Genomic DNA, 22,690 nt, shown 5'->3' on the forward strand with positions numbered 1-22,690 from the left:
CATGGGCGAAGGTGGCGCAAACAAACAGGAAGCTGCTGTGTTTGCTCATCACTTGCGAGCATTGTTGGCGCGCCAGGCACAGGAAGATCGCGAGGCGATCGGCGCCCACCTGCGTCGAGCCGGCTTTCAAGTGCAGGATCTTGAAAATCGGACAGCGATCAAAAGGCGAGCGAACGGTCCTTCCGTCGACTTCTTTACCGCCAGTCCGCTAACCGGCCGCGATCGCCAGACTGGCGGCTTTCGCATCCCGCATGTCGACTTCAAGCCGATCACGCCCACGATTGGTCCGACCAGCAAGGACGGCATACAACGGTCGCACAAGGTCACTCACATGACCGCTATCCAACATTTCGATTATGTCACGGACGGGGCGAAGGTCGAATTCGCCTCGCATTTGGATTACATCGCCCGCGTAACCGGGGCCGCTGATCCCTTCGGTGAACTGAAGTGCGACGCGCTCGACGAGCTCGCGGATCGCAACGAGAAGAACGCGCTAAGCTTTTATACCAATATTCCCGGCGGAAAGGCGCGAGCGCGCAGTCTGTTCCAGGCAGCCGAGGAGGTGGTGCCGGCGCCGAGAACCTACGAGCTTCTCGTCTCCACCGCCGAATGGGAGACGTTCGCCGACAGGGCGCGGCTGGCCGGATCGCCCGCATGGTTTCTGCGGATGGAGGAACGGCTCCGCGCGGAGCGAGATGCGTTAGTCGAGCGAGCGGCTGCCGAGGGGACAGCCATCAGACACCGGCAGGTTGTTGTCGATCGCCTAAGTTCGGCGGATGCGTTCGACCGCCTTGAGCTACTGGACGGTTACCCTGATCTGAAGGGCAAGATTGCCTGGAAGCAGGGGCGGACGGAGCGGTGCCAGTATCGCTTCGTGGGTGAATTGCCGGACGGGCTATCAACGCGCGACCGACACGCCATCCTCTCTGACTTTTGCGATCAACTCGGTGAGGATGGTTGGATGGTGGTCGGCGCAATCCATCAGCCCGACGCGACCAATGACAAGCGCAACTACCACGTTCACATCGACCTGTACGACCGCAAGGCGCAGTGGCTGGAGCGGGAAGGATGCTGGGATTTCGCATACTCAGCTAGAAGGAACGGGAAGCCGACGCACCCGTATCGGCAGAACAAGGTCCGCTATGAAAAGCGCGGTGCCGACGGAAAGCTGCGCAAGTTTGACGTCGCAGCGTTAATGCGCTCGCGCTTTATCGAAGCGGTAAACGCCGTAGGCGAGAGGCGAGGCGTCGTCCGATATCTGCACGGGACCTACGAGGACAACAACATCGATCTGACGCCGTTGGAGCATATGGGTAACCGTGCGATGGGCCACGAAAGGCGTGGCATCGTCACCGAAGTCGGATCACGTAATGCGCGACAGATCGCCGCTGATGAAGCGGCTGCTTGTGAGAAGCGCGCAGCCACGGCGGAAGCTGCTCTGGCAGACGAAATGACGCATGTTTGCAGGAGGGCGGCGCACAACCAGCAAGCGTTACGTGCGGCTGAACGCTATGAGCTGTTGCAGCGCCGGTTAATCCGCCGACGACTTCAGGCGGACCTTGTTGATATCGTCATGGCAATGGCCCGCTCGCGGGCAGACGCCGTCGTGCGCGCGCTGACGCCAGCGCCGGGTTATCGAATCACACCAAAAGCGGGGGACGCGGAGCTCCTGGCCGAAGCACACCTTCATCTTGACTGGGTGCGGCGGACCGGCCCCTCGCCGCGAGAATTGATGGTCGAGCGGCAGTTGGTGGCGAAGGCGGAGCATCGCGCTGTAGTCAGCCGGACGACCCTACAGGAGGCCACGTCTCGCGCCCCCGCCGACCAGAACCCGGTGGTGATCACTTATCATCGTCGTCGCAACGTGAACGGGCATACCGCTAGGGCCCTTCCTTACTACGAAAAGAAGATGCGCGGTCGCCTAACCGAGTGGTTGAACAAGCACGCAACCGATCCGAACAAGCTCACCTTCGTCGGCAATGAGGCTCGCTTGGGCAAGGGTGTGCCGCCTTCCATCGATACGCTAATGGCACGCTTCGCCAGTGAACGGCCGTTCCAGCAGAAGTTGTGGGCGGAAAGGGCGCGCCGTGAGATCGCAGCGGCCTCCCGTCTTCCCGAACCCGCAGCCATCGCTTTCAACGATCAGCCAATCATCCAGCAAAGCTGGGCTGAACGTCCCAAGGCCGCACAGCTTGAAGGCATGCGCACTGAGCGGGCGGAAGCGGCGTCCGGGACGATGAAAGATGATTCCGAACCATGCGCGTCGCCACCTCTCGTTGCAGCGGCTTCAACCGGAGGTGAAGACGCACGACGACATGGTCATACTAGACTCAGCGAAGTCGACCAGGCGACTTTGGAAGCTCGCCGTTCGCCATCTACAATACCGGTCAACGCCCGTCCGAAAGAGAGGAGCGTTGATGATCGCAGCAACTTTCAGAAGATTGAAGAGGGGAACGTCAAGCGCGCGCTTGTCAAACTCAAGCGCACGGCCTCGCCGATCTCGCGAAATGAAGCAGGCCGGTATGGTGCAGATCTCTCAGAACTAGGACCATTGGAACGGGGCGCACTTGAGCGACAGATAATGGTGCCACACGTCCAGTCTGCACTAGCCGCCATGTTCAGCCAGCAGCCCATCGTTCCCTCGCGCACTCTTACGGAACTTCACATGGAATCCGGAGTGCCTGAACATGAAGACCTTCGCACAAGGGAGAAGAATAGCAATGACTGGCAATACAGGGGGCACAATCAAAGGCTTCCTCGCGGGCCTTTCGGTGCCGGCCCCTTCCGGGGGATGGCCGGCATGCGCGGCCTGCGAACATTCGATGTGGGTAGTCGATCAGAGGAAGCCGATGGCTTCCTGCGAGATACTCGGCGTGATGACATTCGGTCTCGACAATCGGTTCATATCCCACTGCGAGAAGTTCGTTCAAGGCAAGTGACCGGCGAAGCCGATCACGCGAAGGTGCCAAAGGAGAATTTGCCTGCTGGGTTGAAGGCAGCGCATCCTCAAGGAGTGTTTGCCCAAGCGAATGCGCTTGGCGAGACAGTTCAGCAGCCTCTCGTGCGACCAAAGGGGCCAGGCACGAGCCGTGAGTTCTCCCTGCCTGTGCGGGGGCGGGGTGGCAACGAACGTTAGCCGTTACCCTGTTGCAAGACCAACGGTGTTCAGCGACATGATCCGTTTTCCAGTTCGTCGACCGTAACTGGTGGGACAAGACAGCTAGCTGCCAGCTAATATACGCCTCCTTGGCAGGAAGGCGGAGATGCGGCCGCGTCGGCCGAGATAAGCTTGGAAATGAGCCTGCGGCTGTGCCGTAGAGGCGAAATCAAGATGCGCGAAGGCGCGGCGTGCAGCCCGCCGGCCTTCCGCGCGGATGAAGGACTCCCATGTATAATAATGCCCCTGAGCGTAGGCTCGCAGAGGCGCGTGCCCTGTCGGGCGCACTGGCGCTCGCTGATCTGGCTGGGTGGAACATCAGCCCATCTTCGTCGCTGATCCTGCCGCCGCCGTTCCGCAACTACCTCCATGTCGAGCAGGCGCAACTGCTGCTTGTGCCCTCGATCGAACCGTCACGCTGCGATCTGGAGATTGTTGGCCGCGGCATGCGCGAGGCGCGCTGCGATGCGCTGGTCGTCAAAGCGTCAAGCGAGGGGCGCCGTACGTTATGCTGCGACCTCGGCAAATGGGGGCGACAGGGCAACAATTGGAAACACTCCCGTCGCTTGTGGCTGTCGCATCACAATGAGGCGTGGCTGGTGCCGGATCCTGCAGAGCCGGTTGAGGTTGATCTGTTCTACCGCCTGACACCAGGTCCTCTTCGTATCGGGTTTGAGCCGTTCATTTGCGCCGATCCCGACATCGACGCCGGACTTGATCGAGCCGACGCCTATCTTGCCGCTGTGTGGGGAGATCGCTGATGAGCTCACTCGAGTGGATCAGCCCGGCAGATGTCGACGCAATGCTCTATGACGATCCCGACGGCTCGGCGCCTGACTTCGGCTTTGCGTTGTTGCGACCGAACGCAAAGGGCAAGGCAAACCGAACTGCTGATCTCGCACGCGCCAAGCTACAGCCATGCCGTCCAGCCGCGGCTGACACGCTGCCAGATGGCATGTGGCCGATCACCTGCACGCTGCACCGCATGGTCACCGCGCCGCAGGTCGCAATTGACGCTGGCGCGCTGGAGACGATCTTCCACGGCTATGATGCGAAGATCAAACCGCACCAGCGCCTGCTCGCCGCGGTGCTCACGATGCGCATGGATCATGATTGGCTGCCAGCCGACATTCTGTCGCTGGTGGGCGGATATGCGCTCGAGAAGCTCGCGCTTGAGCGCAGGCTGACCAGCATGACGGTGGTGCACATGCCCGGTGAAGAGCTGTCCGGGCGCCGGCCGCATGCCCATGTCATCGTGCTTGCTCGTGTTCACCGCGCCTCAGGCTGGGGTGCCGTGCATCAAGATCTGATCGCCAAGAAGGCCCAGGGCAAGTTCCAGGCGGAATGGGAGGCATATCGCAATAGCTGGGCGCCGCGCTTTGGCCAGCGCTGACAATCACCGGAGGGCCGGGCACCGGCTCCCCGCCTGCCGGGGGCGAGAAGATGGCGAGTGATGGTGATCCCCGATCCGGGGACGAAAATGAGGAAGAACGCCATAACCGCCAAGAACGCCGAAATCGTCCGCCGCCACGTCGAAGCCGCTACTCAGATGCTGCTCGGTAACCGAACCCTGCAGCCGGGGGCGATGATCATCGCCGGTGAATTGACGGACGAAAGCGGCCGGATGGCGCTCGCTCAAATGGCGGATGCATTAGGCAAGGATCTCGTCTTCCTCGCCTTCGGCGGTACCGCTGATGGCTACTGCCTTACCGACGTTGCGGTTGTCGCCCTGCGGAATGGGGTCTGCCATAACCGGCTCGGCTGCCGCTTCTACTTGCCAAGGACGGGTGCCCGGGCGGTGATCCTGCCGAAGCCAAACGTCCGCGGTCACTTCCGCCTGGCGCCGGGTGAACTGATGCACGTCGACCGCAAGCCCGCTGAGATTGAGGATGGTATCGCTCGTGCCACCGCCCGGCTGGGGAAGCTGGTCGAGCCTGGCGTCGATCTCGAAGGTCGCGCCATCATCAACACCTACCCGGTCGCAGAGTGACCCGGCCCGACAACGACGGAGCGCCCGAAAAGATGATCATGACGTACAACCTGACCTGCCCGGCTACGTTTCCTGCGGCGTGTCGGCCGATCATGCCAGCGGCTTCGTGGTGGCATGGGAGCAGCCGAGTGTCACGATCCGTGGCGCCGTCGCGCGTGATGAACACGATCTCGGCTAGCGCCGCGACGACTGGCAATCAGGCGACGGCGGTGCACAATGACCGGTGACGCCGAGACCATCGACTCGATCATTCCGGGGGCTTTGCCGTGCCGTCCGAACATCGAAACCGTCGCCCACCTGCAAGTGTGCGACCGGGTCGAGCCTGAGCGGGGTACAATCCAGGCAATGCGGTTCGAGACGCCGCTGGCGGAACACTGGTCGGCACTGACCGAGCCACTGCCGTTGGCAGGCGGCACGGCGATGCGCCCCGCCGCCGATGGCGGGTTTCCGACGCTCGAGGCAGTGACCGCGGCTGCGCCGTGGGCAGCCGCGCTCGTTGCCGACATTTCACGTGGGCTGCGGCTCCAGCTCGCGCTCGGGCGACCGTGGGTGCAGTTCGAGCCTATCCTGCTGGTCGGCCCACCCGGCGTCGGCAAGTCATGGCTCGCCCGCCGCCTGGCGGAGGCCCTCCGCTTGCCAAGCGCGGTGTTGGAGCTCGGCAACGCCTCTGACGACCGTCAATTGTCCGGCACGGCGCGCGGATACAGCAACGCCCAGCCTGCCTGGCCCGTGATGACCATTGCTGCGACAAGGTGTCCCAACCCGCTGCTGATTGTCGATGAGGTCGACAAGGCAGGTGGCTCGGCGCAGCACGGCCGCCCGCATCATGCGTTGCTGTCGATGCTCGAGCCGGGCTCGGCAAGGCGCTGGTCCGATCCGTGCCTGCTCGCTGCGTGTGATCTAAGCGCCGTGAACTGGATTGCCTGCGCCAACACAACCGATCCGCTCCCGAAGGCGCTGCTGTCGCGGTTTCGAATCGTCGAGCCGGCAACGCCCGAACCATCGCACTTCAATGCCGCGCTCACCTCCGTTCTCGGTGATCTCGCCGACAGGTGGGATCTGCCCGCCAACATTGACCTGACGCCGTCGTCGCGGACGATACGGCTGCTTCGACAGCAGTTCGCCCGACACCGCTCGGTGCGGCTACTCGCACGGCACGCCACCGCCGTCGTTGGGGCGATGCTGGCGGACGGCGCGATCATCACGTGGCAATGACGTTGCGAGCTGCGTGATCAAGCTGCGATCGCGGGCGAATAGCGCCGTACAGCCTCGCGTATTGGTTGCCGCGCAGCATTGCTGCCAGTTATCTGCCCGGCGCTCGGCGTCCGATCCCAAATCGTAAGTCAACGCTAAGAAAAGGAACGTCTCGGCTATGGCGCTGATCAATACACTAATCCGTGGATCGCGTCTCAAACGTTAAGGCGGAGGTATGTAGACATGACGACGCTTGGGCCGTGATGTTGATCGTGAAGAGGGTGTCACCCCTGAATACTGACGATGATCGTCTGCGCTCGTTCGGCGGGTTGGTCAACTACGCGCCCAATCCCGATCAGCGCGAAGGCTTGGATCTCATCCCACAACCGGACGTGCGGTGAGTTTATCTGGGAGGATCACCCATTCGCTCCGCGATAATAGCGACCGCACTCATGGACCCGCCCGCTTCTACGCCACCATTCTGCAGGTAAATTCACCGCGCCTGTCGAACGCGTCGTATGACAGTTGCGTCAGGCACCTCTAGAAATGAATATGAGCTCCATTCAGGCTTTCTGCGCGGGGGAATCGCGTAACGGCCGTAGAACGAGAAGTTTGGGGGCGGCATGAGTAAATATCCAAGGGGGTCGGAATGGCGACAGTGGGATCTGCACATCCATTCCCCTGCTTCGTTCTACTGGACAGGTCCTCGTTTCCAGCAGAATGGTACAAGCGTTCACGACGTTGCAATCGTCGATCAGATGATCGGGGCGCTCAACGCGGCCCAACCTGCGGTGTTCGCGCTGATGGATTATTGGGGCTTCGAGGGCTGGTTCGCTCTTAAGCGCCGGCTGGGCCAGCCCGGCGCACCACACCTCGAAAAGACTGTCTTTCCTGGCATCGAGCTGCGTCTTTGCGCCCCAATGTCGGGTCGGCTTAACGCTCATGTGATTTTCAGCGACAAGATCGACGATCAGCTTTTGCGCGATTTCCGGTCGGCGCTCAGGCTAGAACTCGTGGACCTGCCACTGTCAGACCATGGGCTCATTGCCTACGCGCGCAATGCCACTACCGCGCTTTTGGCCAAGCACGGTATCAAGAAGCTCGACGTCGACGCCGATGATCGCAAGGCGCTGGAGGCTGGTTACAAGCTCGCTGAGCTTAAGGCTGAGTCCTACCGCGCTGCGATCAAGGCGGTCCCGGACGATCTTGCGATCGGGTTCATGCCCTTCATGACAAATGATGGCCTCGGCCATGTCGATGTCATGGCCAACTATGCGTACGCGATGAGCCTCTTTGATTCCTCGCCCATCTTCGAGACGCGCGATGATGCTCATTGGCATGCCTTCGTCGGGCGCAAAACCGAGGCGAACGCCAAGTTCTTCGACGCATTTCAAGAAGCGCTTGGCGGTGTGCCTCGTCTTCCAGTGTCGGGAAGCGACGCGCACCAGTTCACCGGTGACGGCACCAACAACGCTCGCGGCTATGGTGACTATCCAAGCGGGCGAATCACGTGGATTAAAGCCGACCCCACTTGGGAAGGACTGCGTCAGGCCGTACGCGAACCGGAGAAGCGCTGCCATATCGGCGCACTTCCGTCCAAGCTTGCCCGGGTTCGGGATCAAAAGACGTTCTACATCGACCGAATCGAATTGACCAAGGCATCAGGCAGTGCGCTAGATGAGCAATGGTTTGACGGCGTCAGCCTCCAGTTCAACACCGACCTTGTCGCGATCATCGGGAACAAGGGAAGCGGAAAGAGCGCGCTTGCCGATGTCATTGCCGTCCTCGGTAACTCCCAAGAGAAGGCGCATTTCTCGTTTCTGAAGCGTGACCGGTTTCGCGGGAAATCGGGAGAACCCGCAAAACAATTTACGGGCACCATGCATTGGCGCGCCGGGGACCCGTGCGAAGCCAATCTCGCCGACGATCCGCCGAGCGACCGGGTTGAGCTCGTAAAGTATATTCCTCAAGGACGCTTCGAAGCGCTATGCAATGATCATGCCTCCGGCGCATCGAACGCATTTGAGCGTGAACTGCGCGAGGTCATCTTCTCGCACACGCCGGCCGATCGACGGCTCGACGCGCTTAGCTTCGAAGATTTGATCGAGCAGCAAGAGCGGGTCTTCCGCGAGAGACTCGGGGAGTTGCGCAAGAATCTTGGTCTGCTCAACCAGCGCATCGTCAATGCGGAGGATCGCCTCCAACCCGATATCAAGAGCAACCTCAACGAGCAGCTTCATCTGAAGCGCCTACAGTTGAGCGAACTTGCAGCCGGTAAACCCGTCGAGGTGCCGGAACCTTCGAGCGAAATGACGGCCGAACAGAAATTGGCGTCGGAGGCTTTGGCGGACCTCGCGGCGGCTGACGTTGCGCGAGAGGCGGACCTAAAGGCCGCAACCGCCACGCAGCAGGAGTCGGGGCTCCGTCGCCAGGCCGCACGCGGCGTCGAGAATCAGATCGATCTCTTTGAGGTCCAGTTCAAGGCGTTGGCTGCGCAGATAGCGCCCGAACTTGCGAAGGTCGGGCTCACCGTCGATCAGATCATCAAGCTCGAGATCGACCGCGCCCCCTTGTCAGCGGCCATCGCCGCCGACGAGGCGGCAATCATTGCGGCTAACGCGTCGATCACCAAGAACAACGCCGAGAAAACGCGGATCGAAACCGAGCGCACGAAGGCGACGCTCCAACTCAATGAGCCGCAGCGCAAGCGCCAGGATTATCTGGCCGCGCTGCGGCGCTGGGAGGAGCAGCAAGCGACGATCCGGGGCGCGGCCGACATTCCGGACAGCGAATTCGGTTTGATCGCACGGCTTGACCAGATTGCCCAATTGCCGGCCGTACTCGCCGGTTTGCGCGAAGAGCGCGAGAAGCAGACGCGGGCGATCTTTGAAGTGTTGGAGGAACAGCGGAGCCAGCGCGCCGACCTCTTCGAGCCCTTGCAGCAGCTGATCGCTGATAACGCTCTCATCCGTGAAGAATATCGCTTGCAGTTCCAGTCGAACCTCGCGGTCTATGCCGAAGCAATCTCCGAAAACCTGTTCGGCATCGTGAAGAAGAATGCCGGCGAACTGCGCGGTGAGGATGAGAGCCGTGCCGCCGTTAAGGCGCAGTGCGACAAATTTGGTTTCGCCGACGCCGATGGGGCGGTGGGCTTCATCTACGGAATGGAAGAGTTGCTCACAGCGTCGGCAGGGCGATCGCAGCAGCCAGGAAGTGGCATTCGCGCGATCCTGCGTAAGGACCGCAAGCCCGAAGAAGTCTACGACTATCTCTACGGTCTCGAATATATCGAGCCAAAATACACCCTTTTATTTCAAGACACTTCGATCGAGCAGCTATCGCCTGGTCAGCGTGGCGCGTTGCTGCTGATCTTCTATCTGCTCGTTGACAAGGGCCGCAATCCGATCATCCTCGATCAGCCAGAAGAGAATCTCGACAACGAGACGATCGTCAGTCTGCTCGTGCCTGTGATCGACGAAGCGAAAAAAGCGCGACAGATCCTGATGGTAACCCACAACCCCAACCTTGCGGTCGTCTGCGATGCCGAGCAGATTATCGCAGCCCGGTTTGATCGGCGAAACCGATCGACAATCAGCTATTATGCTGGGTCGATCGAAGACGCGCAGTCCAACGCCAATGTCGTGACGATCCTTGAAGGGACAAAGCCGGCTTTCGACAATCGAAGTCGCAAGTACCTCTGAGGGCGGCGCCGACTGGCCATCAGGATGAAAACCTCCCGGGTATCGGAAAGACCGAGCTGCACATTTATCGAACCGCTGATTGAGAGGCCGCGGGCGCGAACGACTGCTTTGCCAATTTCGTTTCCTGCATCCCGACAGTCGGCAACCGGCCCAATTGCTGCTACTGCAATCTGCGCGCCAGATGTCTGCACTTCCATTTGAATCGGCACTGGGGCGGAAGAGGGCGCTCTTCCCTAGTATGGGTGGCGATAGGATCGCCCTACGAATGCCGGGGTCACGACGGCGGTTTCGAGCGCCCAAATCCTCCTCGCCAACCTATCTCTTGCGTCGGATATGTTGTCGCTGGAAAGTGTTCCCATGATGAATCCCGGATCTCTTTCGCAGTACTTTGCAGGCGTTGGTGTGAAGCGCCTGACAGGCACGGAGGTCGACGCTGCGATTTCGCGGGGACATGAGTTCCAAGGTGTCGACAGCTTCCGCGCGTTCCTCGGGACACCGGCTGAAAAGGTCACGGTCAGGGTTAAATATGTGTGGCTGTCCGACGAGGAGCCGCCGGTCGTACTGCCTTTGTCCGGGACTTGGTACGACAGCCGGCGTGGCAAGGGACATCGTGGCCCAGAGTACCGACTGTACTATCCGGCGGCGGCGGAGGAGGGCGTCTACCGTGCCAGACAGGGCGACACGCTCTTCCTGTGCATGGGCAAGGACGAGGCGCTGCTCGCCTTGCTCTGCGCAAGCGGCAGCTCGATAGAGCAGCAGCTTCTCTGGCTGTTCGGGCTCGACCTCGCCGGCAAGGACCTTGTCCAGCGCGACCTGCGGCAGGAAGACGGGCGCGTTCTCGACCTGGCCGCCCGCTACGTGCTCGAGCTCGCCGACGTCGAGGTCGTCGCAAACGCGGACGAGTGGCTCGAACGGTTGTTGAAGGCTTTCCCCGGGGGCTTGCCGCCCACGCGGAGATTTTCCGCCTTCGCGCGCGACCTCGCAGCCGAAGTCGATCCGCTGGCCGATCCCGATCAGGCGCTGCTGACGTGGATGGACATCGAGGAGCGGCTGTTCATGACCTATGAGCGCCACATCGTCGGTGAGCGCCTGCGGCAGGGCTTTGTTGTCGACGCCATTGCCGATGTGGACGGGTTCGTCCGCTACTCGCTGGAGGTCCAGAACCGGCGCAAATCAAGGGCGGGCTATGCGCTCGGCCACCATGTGGAGGCGCTGCTCGAGGCGCATGCGATCCCGCACAAGCGCGAGGCAACGACCGAGAAGCGCAACGGCCCTGATTTCCTGTTCCCGGATGAGACGCGGTATCACGATATGCACTGGCCCGAGGACCGGTTGCTGATGCTGGGCGTGAAAACCAGCTGCAAGGATCGCTGGCGTCAGGTGCTGGCGGAAGCCGACCGTATCGAGCGCAAGCACCTGCTGACGCTCGAGCCCGGCATATCGCAGACCCAGACCGACGAGATGCGCAAGGAGAAGCTGCAGCTGGTCCTGCCGCGCCCGCTCCACGGCTCGTACCGCCCGGCACAACAGGCCGAGCTCGCCGGGGTGGCCGACTTCCTCGAACTTGCCAGAGCGGTCGGAGCGGAGGCGCAAGGTCCGCTCACGCTATTGTGACGGGTTGTCCTCCGCGTCCGGCGGCAATGCAGCCGCCACCCGCCGGTCAATGCCGATGCTGCAATAGCGCTCCTCACCTTTGAGAAAGCTGTCGCAGGCGGCGAGCACCTCCTCGAGCGGTCGGCGCTCGCGTCCTTTCAACGTGCATTCCCAGACCTCCGCTACGCGCCAGCCCTCTGCGCGGAGCTGTTCCAGAACCCTGGCATCGCGCCGGATGTTCGTGCCGATCTTCTCGCGCCAGAATTCCGCGCGCGTCTTCGGCCATTTGAACAGATGGCAGTCATGACCGTGCCAGAAGCAGCCATTGGCGAAGATCAGCGCCTTGCGGGCCGGGAAGACCAGATCGGGCTTTCCGGCAAGGGTGCGCCCGTGAAGGCGGTATCGCCATCCCAGCGCATGCAGTCCCTTCCTGAGCAGCATCTCGGGGCGTGTGTCCCTGCCCCGGATGCCGGCCATCATCCGGCTGCGGACTTCCGGCGCTACGACATCAGGCAACCTTGCGCTGCCGCACCGGATTGTTCTGGAGCTCGAGCGCCTTTCTGAGCCACGGCTCCATATAGCGCGCGATCGCCTCGACCTTGGGCACGGCGACCGCATTGCCGAACTGGCGGTAGGCCTGCGTGTCGGAAACCTTCTCGGGAATGAACCACTTCCGTGACCCGTGCTCGAAGCCCATCAGGCGCGCGCACTCGGTCGGGGTCAGCCGGCGCGGCCGCGTTCCCTTCTGCTCGATCAGGATCTCGGAACCGTCCTTGTGGTACCGCGCCGACAGCGTCCGGGTGACGTCGTCAGGTCCGAACATGCTGTACCCGAAGCCGTTCCCCTTGCCTTCGTGCTTGCGGCGATAGTCCTGCAGATACTGCCAGAGCCGGGGCGTCAGCGTGTACTTCGAGTTGATCTCGTTGTGCGACTGCAGGATCGATCCGAGCGTCGGCCACTCGGCCTCAGGTGGCAGCGTCCGGTCGAACTCGTCAAAGCTGAAGCCGACGTCCTCGCGGAAGCCGACGATGAAGATGCGCTCGCGCTTCTGCGGAACCCAAGGCGCCGAGCTGATGACCCTGAAGTCGATCGTGTAGCCGAGCTCTTTCTCCAGCGTCCGCCGGATAACCGCGAAGGTGCGGCCGCCGTCGTGCCGCTGGAGGTGCTTCACATTCTCGAGCAGGAAGGCGGCCGGGCGATGGTAGCGCAGGATGCTCTCGATCTCGAAGAAGAGGTTGCCCTGCTTCTCGTCGTCGAAGCCGTGCTTGCGTCCCAGCGAGTTCTTCTTGGAGACGCCGGCGAGCGAGAAGGGCTGGCACGGAAAGCCGGCAAGCAGCACATCGAAGTCGGGAATGAGCGACGGCTTTGCGCCATAGGGGCGGATGTCACCGGCCATGACATGGTCGTCGCCGTCCGGGAAATTGCGCCGGTACGTCTCCTGCGACCACTTGTCCCATTCGCTCGTGAAGACGCACTTCCCGCCTAATGCCTCGAAACCGAGGCGAAGCCCGCCGATGCCGGCGAACAGATCGATGAAGCGGAAGGCGGGTGTCGCGGCGCGTTGCGTCATCCTCGCCGCCGCCAGCTGCCGCACCCGATCCTCGACGAGCTTGGGCACCTTGCACTCGCCCGAAAGATAGCGCCGGATCTGACGCTCGGTCAGCCCGAGTTCGTCCTCGGCTTCCGCCATCGACAGGCCCGATCGGCTGAAATCTCCCGCAAAACCGCCGCCTGCATCGCTCATCCATATACTCCTGTCGAAGTGCCCGGCCCGCCTCTGGGTCGATTTCGGACAGGATGGCAGCGGGATTCCCGTGAGACAAGTCTGTTCTACGGATGTTCGCATTTTTCCCGCACTACTCGACAGGGCTCATTCGCTGGGGCAGCCGCGGCTTCGGGGCGCGGGGCGCCAGACAGGCTGGAGGGCTGCCGCAGGCACCTCAAGGACAGAAGAAGCAACGGAATCGCGGGGTTTGCCCAATCGAGAAATTGTCCTCTGTGCGGTGGCAGAATCTCGACTTGAGCGAAGATACAGATTTGTACCGATTTTTCTTCGCCGCTTTGTTTCTTTCCTGTTGTGTTCGCTCGCCGGGAACGACAGTTTCGGTCGCGGGGGGAAGGATGCCGGGGGAAGTCGCCAGACCGAGGATGGGCAAGCTGCGGCGCGCGCTCACGCTCGTGCACCTGCTGGCGGAGTCAGGCGTGGGTCTGACTCTGGACGAGATCGCGCAGGCGCTCGACGTCAACCGGCGCACCGCCGAGCGCCTGCGCGACGCGTTGCGAGATGAATTTGATATCGAGGAGCGCGTCGACGACCAGACCAAGCGCTTCTTCATCCGTGACCGTCTCGGCAGAGCCTATACGCGGCCGAACGCCGAGGAGGTCGCCGCTCTCGAGATCGAGGTCGCCGCCAGGCGAGCGGAAGGTGCCGGACACGCGGAGGCGCTGGAACGGCTGCTCCACAAGGTGAAGTCGGCACTCGACGACCGGGAGAAGCGACGGCTGGCGCCGGATCTCGACGCACTGGTTCGATTGCAGCGAAGCCGGATCGTGGCCGGACCGCTGCTCGATGCCTCTCCCGAGACGCTCGGCATTATCCAGGGCGCGATCCTCGCCGGGCAATGTGTCGAATTCGACTATACGAGCGAGGGCGCAGCCGCCCCGGCGTGGCGCAGGGTCGTACCGCACGGACTGTTGCACGGACCGACAACCTATCTGATCGGCAAGATGCCGGACCGGGAGCAGGAGCCCGTCTTCTTCCGCGTCGACCGGATGAGCGCTGTCCGGATTTCGGAACGTGCCGGCTGCGCGCCGGAGGACTGGGACCTCGATGCGTGGCTCGCCCGCAGCTTCGGAATCTGGCGTGAGGAGCATCACGACATCCTGCTGCGCGTCGCGCCTGCGGCTGTCGCGCGCGCACGCGCATGGCGCTTCCATCCCGGCCAGAGCTTCGAGGAGGATGGAGAAGAGCTGCTGGTGCGCTTCCGCGCCGGAGGCCTGCGGGAGGTTGCCGAGCATCTCTTCACATGGGGTGGCCACATCCGGATCGAGGCGCCCGAGGAGCTCAGGGCGGTGATGCGCGAGCGGGTGCTGCTCGCTCTGGGCTCGGTCTGATGCGTACGACCGGATCTGTCGCACCGATGGCTCAAAGCGAACATGCTGCGCCCGAATCGGAGCTGGCCACCGGCACGGGCGTGCGGCCGGACACAGGTTTGAGGGAAGAAGCGGTGCCGGACGACAGGATTTCCCACATGAAGACAGCCGATGCGACGCCGCATGCCGCATCCCTGATCCAGAGCCTGCGGGATATCGGCTATTCGTGCGAGACGGCGCTCGCGGACATCCTCGACAACTCGATCACCGCCGGCGCGAAGCGGATCGAGATCCTTACCGATCTGTCCGCGGCCGACGCTGCGATCGGTATCCTCGACAATGGCAGCGGCATGACGCCGGAGCAGCTCATCGAGGCGATGCGTCCCGGGTCGCGCAATCCGCTGGAGAACCGGGACGCCGACGACCTCGGACGTTTCGGACTCGGGCTCAAGAGCGCCAGCTTCTCCCAGTGCCGCCGCCTGACGGTGCTCACGCGCAAGGCAGGCGTACCGGCAGGTGCAACCTGGGACCTCGAACTGGTTGCCCGCACCAATCGCTGGGAGATCGAGCTTCACGACACGCTGGACGGCCAGCCCTGGGCAGACCGTCTCGAGGCGGACGGCACGCTCGTGATCTGGCGTGATCTCGACCGCTTGGGTGGCGGGATCGAGGGCAATGATGCCGGCCGGGCGGCCCATATAAACCGCGCGGTCGCCCAGGCCGAGCGGCACCTCCGGCTCGTCTTCCACCGGTTCATGTCCGACGATCGGCCTCCGCTCGAGCTGTGGCTCAACGGCCGCCGCCTCGAGCCGGTCGATCCCTTCGGCAGAAGCTTCGCGGGCCATCAGGCCGACCGTGTCGACCGCCTCGACATGGCCTGCGGCTCTGTCGAGTTCCAGTGCTTCACGCTGCCACATCACAAGTCCGTCACGCGGGCCGAATGGGAAGACCTCGGCGGACCCGAGGGGCATCTCCGCTCGCAGGGCTTCTACGTCTATCGCGGCCGGCGCCTCATCATCACCGGCAGCTGGCTCGGTCTCGCGCGCCAGACCGAGCTGACCAAGCTGTGCCGGATCCGCGTCGACATTCCGAATACGATGGATGCAGAGTGGAAGATCGACGTCAAGAAGGCCTCGGCGCAGCTTCCTCCCGCAGTCAGGGAGCGGATGCGCAACCTCGTCGAGCGTCTCTCGCTCACCTCGAAGCGTACCTATCAGCGCCGCGGCCAGAAGCTCGTCGACCATGAATACATGCCGCTCTGGCACCGCATCCAGCGCGACGGCGCGATCATCTACCGTCCCGATGCCAGCCATCCCGTCCTTGCCGATTTCAGTGCGCGCCTGCCGGCCGACCTGCAGAATGAGTTCGCCAACATCGTGGGAGTGCTCGGCTCGACGGTGCCAATCGCGTCGCTCCACGCCGATTTCGCCGGTTCCGCGGAGGAGGTTCAGGCCGACGACGCCGATGATGCCGTGCTGCGCCAGCTCGCGGGAGCAATGGTCCGGATGCTGAAGGAGCAGGGGCAGACGACTGACGAGATCCTCGACCGGCTTCATCCGATCGAGCTGTTCAGGACCAACTGGGACGCGGCCAGCGCCGTGATCCGCGAGATTGCAGATCAGGGAGAAGGTGATGAGTGAGGCCCTCGAGCTCCTCGAGGAGACGGTGTCGCCGATGGTGCTTCGCGAGAAGGACCGTACCGCCGCCAGCATTCGCGCGATGATCGACCAGATGCGCGTCCTTCCGATGTTCGGCGATGTCTCGGACGAGCAGGCCGAGCGGCTCGCCCGCCTGCTGGAGGAGCGCAACGGCATTCACATGGGCGTCGGTGCGATTGTCGATACGCCCGAGTTCCGCCCATGGCTGCACGACGCGCGTGCGCGCATTGATCCGCATTACTGGAGCCGGTACAAGAAGCTGCTTCAGTCGAAAAAGCTGCCGGCTGACGTGATCACGTCCACCGACACGATCACCGACAGCATCCTCGATCGCATGGGCAATCCCGAGGAGCCCGGGCCTTGGGACCGCAAGGGCATGGTCGTCGGCCACGTCCAGAGCGGCAAGACCCAGAACTATACGGGTCTGATCTGCAAGGCCGCCGACGCGGGCTACCGGCTGATCGTCGTTATCGCAGGCATCCACAACAACCTGCGCAACCAGACCCAGATGCGGATCGACGAGGGGTTCGTCGGTCGCGACACCGGCCGCCTCGAGAAGAAGGATACTAGGGACAGGCCGCGCGTCATCGGCGTGGGAAAGTTCGATGACCGCAAGGCGCCGGTCAGTCTCACCACCACACTGAAAGACTTCAACCGGGCGACCGCGACGACCAACACCAGCCAGATCGCTTCCTATGCCGTGCCCGTCGTTCTCGTGATCAAGAAGAACTCGGCAACCCTCGCCAATCTGGTCGACTGGCTCAAGGAGCACAGCACGACGCATGGCACCGATATGGTCGACCAGCCGATGCTGCTGATCGACGACGAGGCCGACAATGCCTCGATCGACATCAAGTACGGCAAGGGCGAGACGTCGCGGATCAACGGCCAGATCCGCGAGCTGCTCGCGCTGTTCCGGCGCAGCTGCTATGTCGGCTACACAGCCACCCCGTTCGCCAACATCTTCATCGATCCCGATACCGATGATGATGTCAGGGGGCAGGATCTGTTCCCGCGCCACTTCATCTTCGGTCTTGACGCCCCGACCAACTATTTCGGCGCACGCAAGGTGTTCATCGACGGAATTCCTGACGAGGAGGACCAGCGGCCCAATCACATCCGCTACATCACCGACAATGGCGACGTGCTCCCTGTGAAGCACAAGATCGATCATGCGCTGACCGCGCTGCCGGAAAGCATGCTCGACGCCTTGCGGTCGTTCCTTGTCGCACGGGTCGTCCGCAACCTGCGGGGGCAGACGGCCCAGCATGCCTCTATGCTGGTCAACGCCTCACGCTTTACCGGCATCCAAGGCCTCATTCGCAACCGGCTTCACCAGAAGCTCAAGGAGATCGAGGATGCCGTCCGCGTCGATGGCGGCCGGCCGGATGCGGCGGAATACAATGAGGAGATCGGCGCGATCCATCGCTGCTGGGAAGAGGAATATGCCGACGCGGGCCCTGCCTGGAACGAGGTTCGCGAGGGCCTGCTTCCGGTGATCGCCTCGACGCAGGTCGTCGCCGTCAACGCCGCTTCTCCGGCCGGTCTCGACTATGAGGGTGGCGGCGCCGGGCAGACGGTGGTCGCGGTAGGCGGCTTCTCCCTGTCGCGCGGCCTCACGCTCGAAGGGCTGACCATCTCCTACTTCCTGCGCAGCTCGGTGATGTACGACACGCTGATGCAGATGGGGCGCTGGTTCGGCTACCGGCCGGATTACGAGGACCTCTGCCGCATCTGGATGCCGGTAGAGGCTGCATCCTGGTACGCCCATATCGGTGAGGCGACCGAGGAGCTTCAGCTCGAGCTCAAGCGCATGCAGCAGGCGAATGCCACCCCCGAGCAGTTCGGCCTAGCGGTCCGCAGTCACCCCAGCGCGCTCATGGTCACCGCGCGCAACAAGATGGGCGCGGGACAGAAGCACGTCATGGTGGGGCTGTCGAACAGCTTCATCGAGACGGTGAAGCTGTCGGCGGCGGCACGGACGCTGCAGCTCAACCGGTCTGCCCGGGACCAGCTGCTCGAGGATCTCGCTACCGAGGGTTACGGACCCGACAGCGCCGGGAAAGTCACCGGCGGGTACCTGCTTCGAGACGTGCCGTGGCAGCATGTCGACGCGTTCCTGCGCTCATTCGAGAACGAACGGGAATCGGTTCTCACCGACCCGCGCCCCGTCCGCCAGTACATCGCAGAACGCGCGCACGACGAGCTCGGCACATTTGATGTCCTCATCGCGAGCCTGCAACCGGGGCCCGACAGGACGCCTGTCAACATTGGCGGCTGGCCGGTCATCCCGCCGCAGCGCAGCCTCGGTGAGCAGGAGCTGAGACGCGGCGTTCTCGCGATCAGCGGCAAGAAGGCCCGGCTTTCATCCCGCGGCATCGAGAAGGTCGGGCTTGAGCGCGAAGTCGCCCGGCAGGCCGAAGAGGCCTATGAGCGCGAGGAGCTCGCGAAGAAGCAGGATGGCTCAGGCAGCGAGCGTCCGAACTACCCCGATCGCATCTATCGGGCGAAGCGGACACGCCCGCTGCTGGTGCTCTACAATATCGCCCTCAAGACCGAGGGCCTGCCCGAGGCACTTGTCGACTCGGTACCGGCGGAGCCGGTCGCGGCATGGGCATTGAGCTTTCCGGTCTCGGCGCGCCCTGACAGAAAGGTCGAGTATATCCTCAACCCCGTCGCCCTGCGCGAACTGTTCGGAGACGATGACAGCGACGAGGACAGTCTCGATGACTGAGCGAGATCCTTGGGCAGCGCTCTCGCCCGGCGCCGTGGATGCCCGACGCGTCGATCCCGACGGCAGACATGATTTCTTCTGGATTGTCTCCGGCAAGGCCGAGCTAGGGCTGTTGTTGCGGATATCGCCCGGCGTCGCCGAGCCGAAGCCGTTACCGAAACTTCGCAACCTCGAGATTCGGTTTCAGGACGTGACGGGAGGTCGGGCGCTCGTCCTGTTCCTGAAGGACACCGATCAGCGGGAGCTGTTCCAGAATCTGTGTCTCGATATCGTGCGCGCCGCCGAGCCGGGTACAGACATTGCGGATGCGCTGAACAGGGCAGTGCGCCGGGCAATGCGCTGGCACCATCTTCTTCGCGGAGGCCGCAACGACCTGCTGAGCATCGAGGAGCAGCGCGGGCTGCTGGGCGAGCTGCAGTTCCTGCGACGTCTGATGCATCTGGTGGGGGCGTATTCCGCGATAGATGCTTGGAAGGGACCTTCCGGCAGCTCGAAGGACTTCGAGTTCGATCGCTGTCTCATCGAGGTGAAGGCGCGCCGCGGCGCTGCAAAGCCCTTCGTCCAGATCTCCTCGGAGGACCAGCTGTCCGATGTCGATGGCTGCAGTCTGCATCTCGTGGTCTCGGCGGTCGATGCAGCGGTTAAGCCGGACGGCAGGACGCTCACCGACCATGTCCTCGAGCTGGAGAAGCTGTACGCGGCGGCCGAACCCGAGGCGTACCGGCTCTGGGAGCAGGCGCTGATCGATTCCGGCTTCGATTTTGACGACGACTATTCGGATCGGCGCTGGACGCTGGGGAAGACCGCCGAATTCGAGGTTTCCGGAGACTTTCCGCGAATAACCCCACCGCTGAAAACGGGTGTCTCCGCCGTCCGGTACAGCATTGCGCTGGACGCCTGCGCACCTTTCCAGGTCGAGCCGGGAGTGCTCGACGCGCTGATCAAACAGGGGCTGGGAAATGGAACAGCTTAATGAATTCCATCGCGAGTTTCTCGCCGAGGTTCAGGGCGAGGCCGACGCGCAGGGACTGATCACGACCGAGGCCTTCCTCGAGAAGATGGGCGAGATCCTCGACGAGGCCGGCGAGCTTTCCTCCTTCGCACAATGCTATCATGAGGGTATTTTCAGGCAGAAGCCGGTTCAGGTCGATGGCTTCGGATGGGACGCGGACGATGAGGAAGGTGTCCTCAGTCTCGTAATCTCGGATTTCCATCGGCATGCCGAGCCGGGCTCGATCATGAAGGCGGAAGCAAACAAGCTTCTCGGACGAGTCGTGCAGTTCGTGATGGCATCGCTGGACGCAGGCTACCGGGAGGGCTTGGAGGAGAGCAGTCAGGCATTTGCGCTCGCCGATCTGATCCGGCGATGCTGGAAGAAGATCACCAAGATCAAGCTGATCCTCGTCACCAACCGGATCTACAAATCGCGGACCGATGCCCAATCCGTCGGCAGGATCGGCGAGATTCCCGTCACGTCGAATGTCTGGGACCTCGGGCGCATCCAGCGTTTTATCGAGGCCGGTCAGACGCGCGAGGATCTCGTGATCGACTTTGCCGAAGATTTCGGCGAGGCCATCCCGGTGCTGCGCGCCTCGTTCGATGGCGCACCCCTCGAGAGTTATATCGCAGTGATTCCGGGCACGCAGCTGGCCGAGATCTACGACCGCTGGGGTGCGCGCCTGCTCGAGGCGAACGTCCGCAGCTTCCTCCAGGCCAGAGGCAAGGTGAACGGCGGCATCCGGGATACGATACGCAAGGATCCCGCGATGTTCTTCTCGTATAACAACGGCCTGACCACCACCGCCGAGAGCGTCGAGGTCGCCAGCATCGGGGAAGGCCTGTTCCTGATGTCGGCCTCGAACTTCCAGATCGTCAACGGTGGCCAGACGACCGCATCGATCCACGCCGCCCGCAAGCTTGCCGCCGAACAGCTCAGGGACGTCTACGTCCAGATGAAGCTGACGGTGGTGCCGCCTGAGCACTCCGAGACGGTCGTTCCGAACATCTCGCAGTTCGCCAACAGCCAGAACAAGGTCAATGCGGCGGACTTCTTTGCCAATCATCCGTTTCATATCCGGATGGAGGAATATTCCCGTCGCATGCTCGCTCCCGCCGGGGAGAGCGGCTACCGCGAGCACAAATGGTTCTACGAGCGCGCCAGGGGGCAGTTCGCGGAAGAACGGGGGCGCCGGACGCCGGCGGAACGGAAAAGCTTTGATGCAATGTTCCCGAAGAGCCAGTTCTTCACAAAGACAGATCTGGCAAAATTCGAGAATTCGTATCGCTGCAAACCGCATATCGTCAGCTACGGCGCGCAGAAGAATTTCGCAGAGCTCGCCAAGGCGATCGGCGAGGAGTGGGGCAAGAACGAGGGAGCAGCATTCGACGAGGTGTGGTTCCAGCGGCTGATCGCGAAGGCAATTATCTTCCGGCACCTCGAGCGGATCGTACCCGCCCAGACCTGGTACACGGGTGGCTACCGCGCGAACATCGTGACCTACGCGATCGCAAAGGTGGTGCACGATGCTGATGCCCGCGGACGCGTTCCTGACCTCGACGCGATCTGGCGGCTGCAACGCGTCCCGGCCGACCTGGAGCGCGCGCTTCTCGCGGCCGCCAAGGCTGCCAACGAGGTGATCACCAACCCGCCGCAAGGCGTGCGGAATATGAGCGAGTGGGCAAAGAAGCAGGCCTGCTGGGCTGCACTCGCGAAGCGCCCGGCCCCTTATGATGCGGGTTTCGAAACCGTCACCATCGAGCGCGACGCACTGCGTGCCGTCGATCGCGATGTCCGCGTCGCGAAGCGGCAGCTCAACGGCATCGAGGCGCAGCGCGAAGTGGTGAACCAGGGAGGCGAATACTGGTCGCAGCTTCTCGCTTTCGGCAAGTCGATCGGCAAGCTGGCGCCGAAGGAGGCCGGAATTCTGCAGGCGTGCACGTCGCTTCCGCGCCGCGTACCGACTGAAAAACAGTGCCTCGCAGCTGTGGCAATCGCGGACAAGCTTGAGCAGTATTACGATGTAGTCGCGTGACGTGAATCAGCCTGCCCATCTCGTTGAGGAGCGATTCCATACACCTCCGAGGAGATCATCGCCTTTAGTTGGGGACCTGTACCAGATCGGCTGCGGCTGAACTCCTCAGCGAAACAGGTGGCGGGATCAGAGATGGATGGTGCCTGCCGCAGCAACCAACCTTGTCCCGCCGCCGCCGCCGAGGGGGTCCGCGACGCTCTGGTGCGGCATACTGGCACGCAAAACGGCAAGTCGCGGGAAGGGCGCATTTTCCCAAGCGGGCTTACCGTAAGCGTGGCCTGAGGGCCGCCTTGCCCGTTTGGCCGTAGCCGGGATGCTTATCGTCTTTGACGAGGGCGCGGGCGGTGCGGGAAGTTTTCGGTTCTGAGACTGGTCGTACGAGCGCTCGTACGACTGGTCGTGTGGAGGTGGTCGGCCGGGTATCGGGCCGACGGAGCTGGTCGGACGCGGAGAAGCTGGAGATCCTGGCCGAGGCGTTCCGGCCGGGCGTGCGGGTCCGTGATGTCATCGCCCGGCGCGAGGTGTCGAGCAGCCTGAT

The 22,690-nt window shown here is 62.7% G+C and carries 14 protein-coding genes; 12 read left to right on the forward strand and 2 right to left on the reverse strand.

Annotated elements, in window-relative coordinates:
* The first annotated feature begins 1 nt into the window (after position 1).
* The 7 genes from CA236_RS15015 (at position 2) to CA236_RS15045 (ending at position 11,656) form a co-directional block, all read left to right on the forward strand.
* Positions 2-3,136 (forward strand): MobA/MobL family protein, encoded by a 3,135-nt coding sequence (locus CA236_RS15015; protein WP_125946179.1) that lies wholly within the window; start codon positions 2-4, stop codon positions 3,134-3,136.
* A 251-nt stretch (positions 3,137-3,387) separates the two neighbouring features.
* Positions 3,388-3,918 (forward strand): hypothetical protein, encoded by a 531-nt coding sequence (locus tag CA236_RS15020; protein ID WP_125946180.1) that lies wholly within the window; start codon positions 3,388-3,390, stop codon positions 3,916-3,918.
* Positions 3,918-4,550: a hypothetical protein gene (locus CA236_RS15025; protein WP_125946181.1), complete on the forward strand. Its 633-nt coding sequence runs from the start codon at positions 3,918-3,920 to the stop codon at positions 4,548-4,550. The genes CA236_RS15020 and CA236_RS15025 overlap by 1 nt, the downstream gene beginning before the upstream one ends.
* Before the next feature lie 60 nt (positions 4,551-4,610).
* Positions 4,611-5,147, forward strand: a complete 537-nt coding sequence (locus tag CA236_RS15030) for a hypothetical protein (RefSeq protein ID WP_125946182.1) — start codon at positions 4,611-4,613, stop codon at positions 5,145-5,147.
* 216 nt (positions 5,148-5,363) lie between these two features.
* The gene (locus CA236_RS15035; RefSeq protein WP_125946183.1) at positions 5,364-6,362 is read left to right on the forward strand and encodes an AAA family ATPase; all 999 of its coding nucleotides are present in this window, start codon (positions 5,364-5,366) and stop codon (positions 6,360-6,362) included.
* A gap of 602 nt (positions 6,363-6,964) precedes the next feature.
* The gene (locus CA236_RS15040) at positions 6,965-10,042 is read left to right on the forward strand and encodes a TrlF family AAA-like ATPase (RefSeq protein ID WP_125946184.1); all 3,078 of its coding nucleotides are present in this window, start codon (positions 6,965-6,967) and stop codon (positions 10,040-10,042) included.
* Between the two features lie 333 nt (positions 10,043-10,375).
* Positions 10,376-11,656: a type II restriction endonuclease gene (locus CA236_RS15045; protein ID WP_206430586.1), complete on the forward strand. Its 1,281-nt coding sequence runs from the start codon at positions 10,376-10,378 to the stop codon at positions 11,654-11,656.
* Here the strand turns inward: CA236_RS15045 and CA236_RS15050 are convergent.
* Together CA236_RS15050 and dcm are read right to left on the reverse strand one after the other, a co-directional pair.
* Positions 11,648-12,112 carry a very short patch repair endonuclease gene (locus CA236_RS15050; RefSeq protein WP_241212691.1) on the reverse strand — a complete coding sequence of 155 codons (465 nt, stop codon included), beginning with the start codon at positions 12,110-12,112 and terminating at the stop codon, positions 11,648-11,650. The two genes, CA236_RS15045 and CA236_RS15050, sit on opposite strands and share 9 nt — an antisense overlap.
* 31 nt (positions 12,113-12,143) lie before the next feature.
* Positions 12,144-13,379 (reverse strand): DNA (cytosine-5-)-methyltransferase, encoded by a 1,236-nt coding sequence (gene dcm, locus CA236_RS15055; protein ID WP_125946186.1) that lies wholly within the window; start codon positions 13,377-13,379, stop codon positions 12,144-12,146.
* Between the two features lie 404 nt (positions 13,380-13,783).
* On the opposite strand from dcm, the gene CA236_RS15060 reads away from it, so the two are divergent.
* From CA236_RS15060 to CA236_RS15080, 5 genes are all read left to right on the forward strand, one after another.
* Entirely contained in the window at positions 13,784-14,749 is a 966-nt protein-coding gene (locus CA236_RS15060; RefSeq protein WP_125946187.1) for a WYL domain-containing transcriptional regulator, read from the forward strand.
* A gap of 137 nt (positions 14,750-14,886) precedes the next feature.
* Positions 14,887-16,368 carry an ATP-binding protein gene (locus CA236_RS15065; protein WP_125946188.1) on the forward strand — a complete coding sequence of 494 codons (1,482 nt, stop codon included), beginning with the start codon at positions 14,887-14,889 and terminating at the stop codon, positions 16,366-16,368.
* Positions 16,361-19,120, forward strand: coding sequence for a Z1 domain-containing protein (locus tag CA236_RS15070; protein WP_125946189.1), 2,760 nt, complete (start codon positions 16,361-16,363; stop codon positions 19,118-19,120). The genes CA236_RS15065 and CA236_RS15070 overlap by 8 nt, the downstream gene beginning before the upstream one ends.
* The gene (locus CA236_RS15075; protein ID WP_125946190.1) at positions 19,113-20,093 is read left to right on the forward strand and encodes a PD-(D/E)XK motif protein; all 981 of its coding nucleotides are present in this window, start codon (positions 19,113-19,115) and stop codon (positions 20,091-20,093) included. Before CA236_RS15070 ends, CA236_RS15075 begins: the two co-directional genes overlap by 8 nt.
* A complete protein-coding gene (locus CA236_RS15080) occupies positions 20,080-22,152 on the forward strand; it encodes an AIPR family protein (RefSeq protein WP_125946191.1) in 2,073 nt (690 codons plus the stop codon). Before CA236_RS15075 ends, CA236_RS15080 begins: the two co-directional genes overlap by 14 nt.
* Positions 22,153-22,690 lie beyond the last annotated feature (538 nt).

It is taken from the genome of Sphingomonas sp. ABOLG, from assembly GCF_003950435.1.
In the GTDB taxonomy this organism is placed as follows: domain Bacteria; phylum Pseudomonadota; class Alphaproteobacteria; order Sphingomonadales; family Sphingomonadaceae; genus Sphingomonas; species Sphingomonas panaciterrae.

Excerpts from the sequence above, each read along its gene's own strand:
- CA236_RS15015 (WP_125946179.1), top strand. The coding sequence starts at position 2 with ATGGGCGAAGGTGGCGCAAACAAACAGGAAGCTGCTGTGTTTGCTCAT.
- CA236_RS15020 (WP_125946180.1), top strand. The coding sequence starts at position 3,388 with ATGTATAATAATGCCCCTGAGCGTAGGCTCGCAGAGGCGCGTGCCCTG.
- CA236_RS15025 (WP_125946181.1), top strand. The coding sequence starts at position 3,918 with ATGAGCTCACTCGAGTGGATCAGCCCGGCAGATGTCGACGCAATGCTC.
- CA236_RS15030 (WP_125946182.1), top strand. The coding sequence starts at position 4,611 with ATGGTGATCCCCGATCCGGGGACGAAAATGAGGAAGAACGCCATAACC.
- CA236_RS15035 (WP_125946183.1), top strand. The coding sequence starts at position 5,364 with ATGACCGGTGACGCCGAGACCATCGACTCGATCATTCCGGGGGCTTTG.
- CA236_RS15040 (WP_125946184.1), top strand. The coding sequence starts at position 6,965 with ATGAGTAAATATCCAAGGGGGTCGGAATGGCGACAGTGGGATCTGCAC.
- CA236_RS15045 (WP_206430586.1), top strand. The coding sequence starts at position 10,376 with ATGTTGTCGCTGGAAAGTGTTCCCATGATGAATCCCGGATCTCTTTCG.
- CA236_RS15050 (WP_241212691.1), bottom strand. The coding sequence starts at position 12,112 with ATGGCCGGCATCCGGGGCAGGGACACACGCCCCGAGATGCTGCTCAGG.
- dcm (WP_125946186.1), bottom strand. The coding sequence starts at position 13,379 with ATGAGCGATGCAGGCGGCGGTTTTGCGGGAGATTTCAGCCGATCGGGC.
- CA236_RS15060 (WP_125946187.1), top strand. The coding sequence starts at position 13,784 with ATGGGCAAGCTGCGGCGCGCGCTCACGCTCGTGCACCTGCTGGCGGAG.
- CA236_RS15065 (WP_125946188.1), top strand. The coding sequence starts at position 14,887 with ATGAAGACAGCCGATGCGACGCCGCATGCCGCATCCCTGATCCAGAGC.
- CA236_RS15070 (WP_125946189.1), top strand. The coding sequence starts at position 16,361 with ATGAGTGAGGCCCTCGAGCTCCTCGAGGAGACGGTGTCGCCGATGGTG.
- CA236_RS15075 (WP_125946190.1), top strand. The coding sequence starts at position 19,113 with ATGACTGAGCGAGATCCTTGGGCAGCGCTCTCGCCCGGCGCCGTGGAT.
- CA236_RS15080 (WP_125946191.1), top strand. The coding sequence starts at position 20,080 with ATGGAACAGCTTAATGAATTCCATCGCGAGTTTCTCGCCGAGGTTCAG.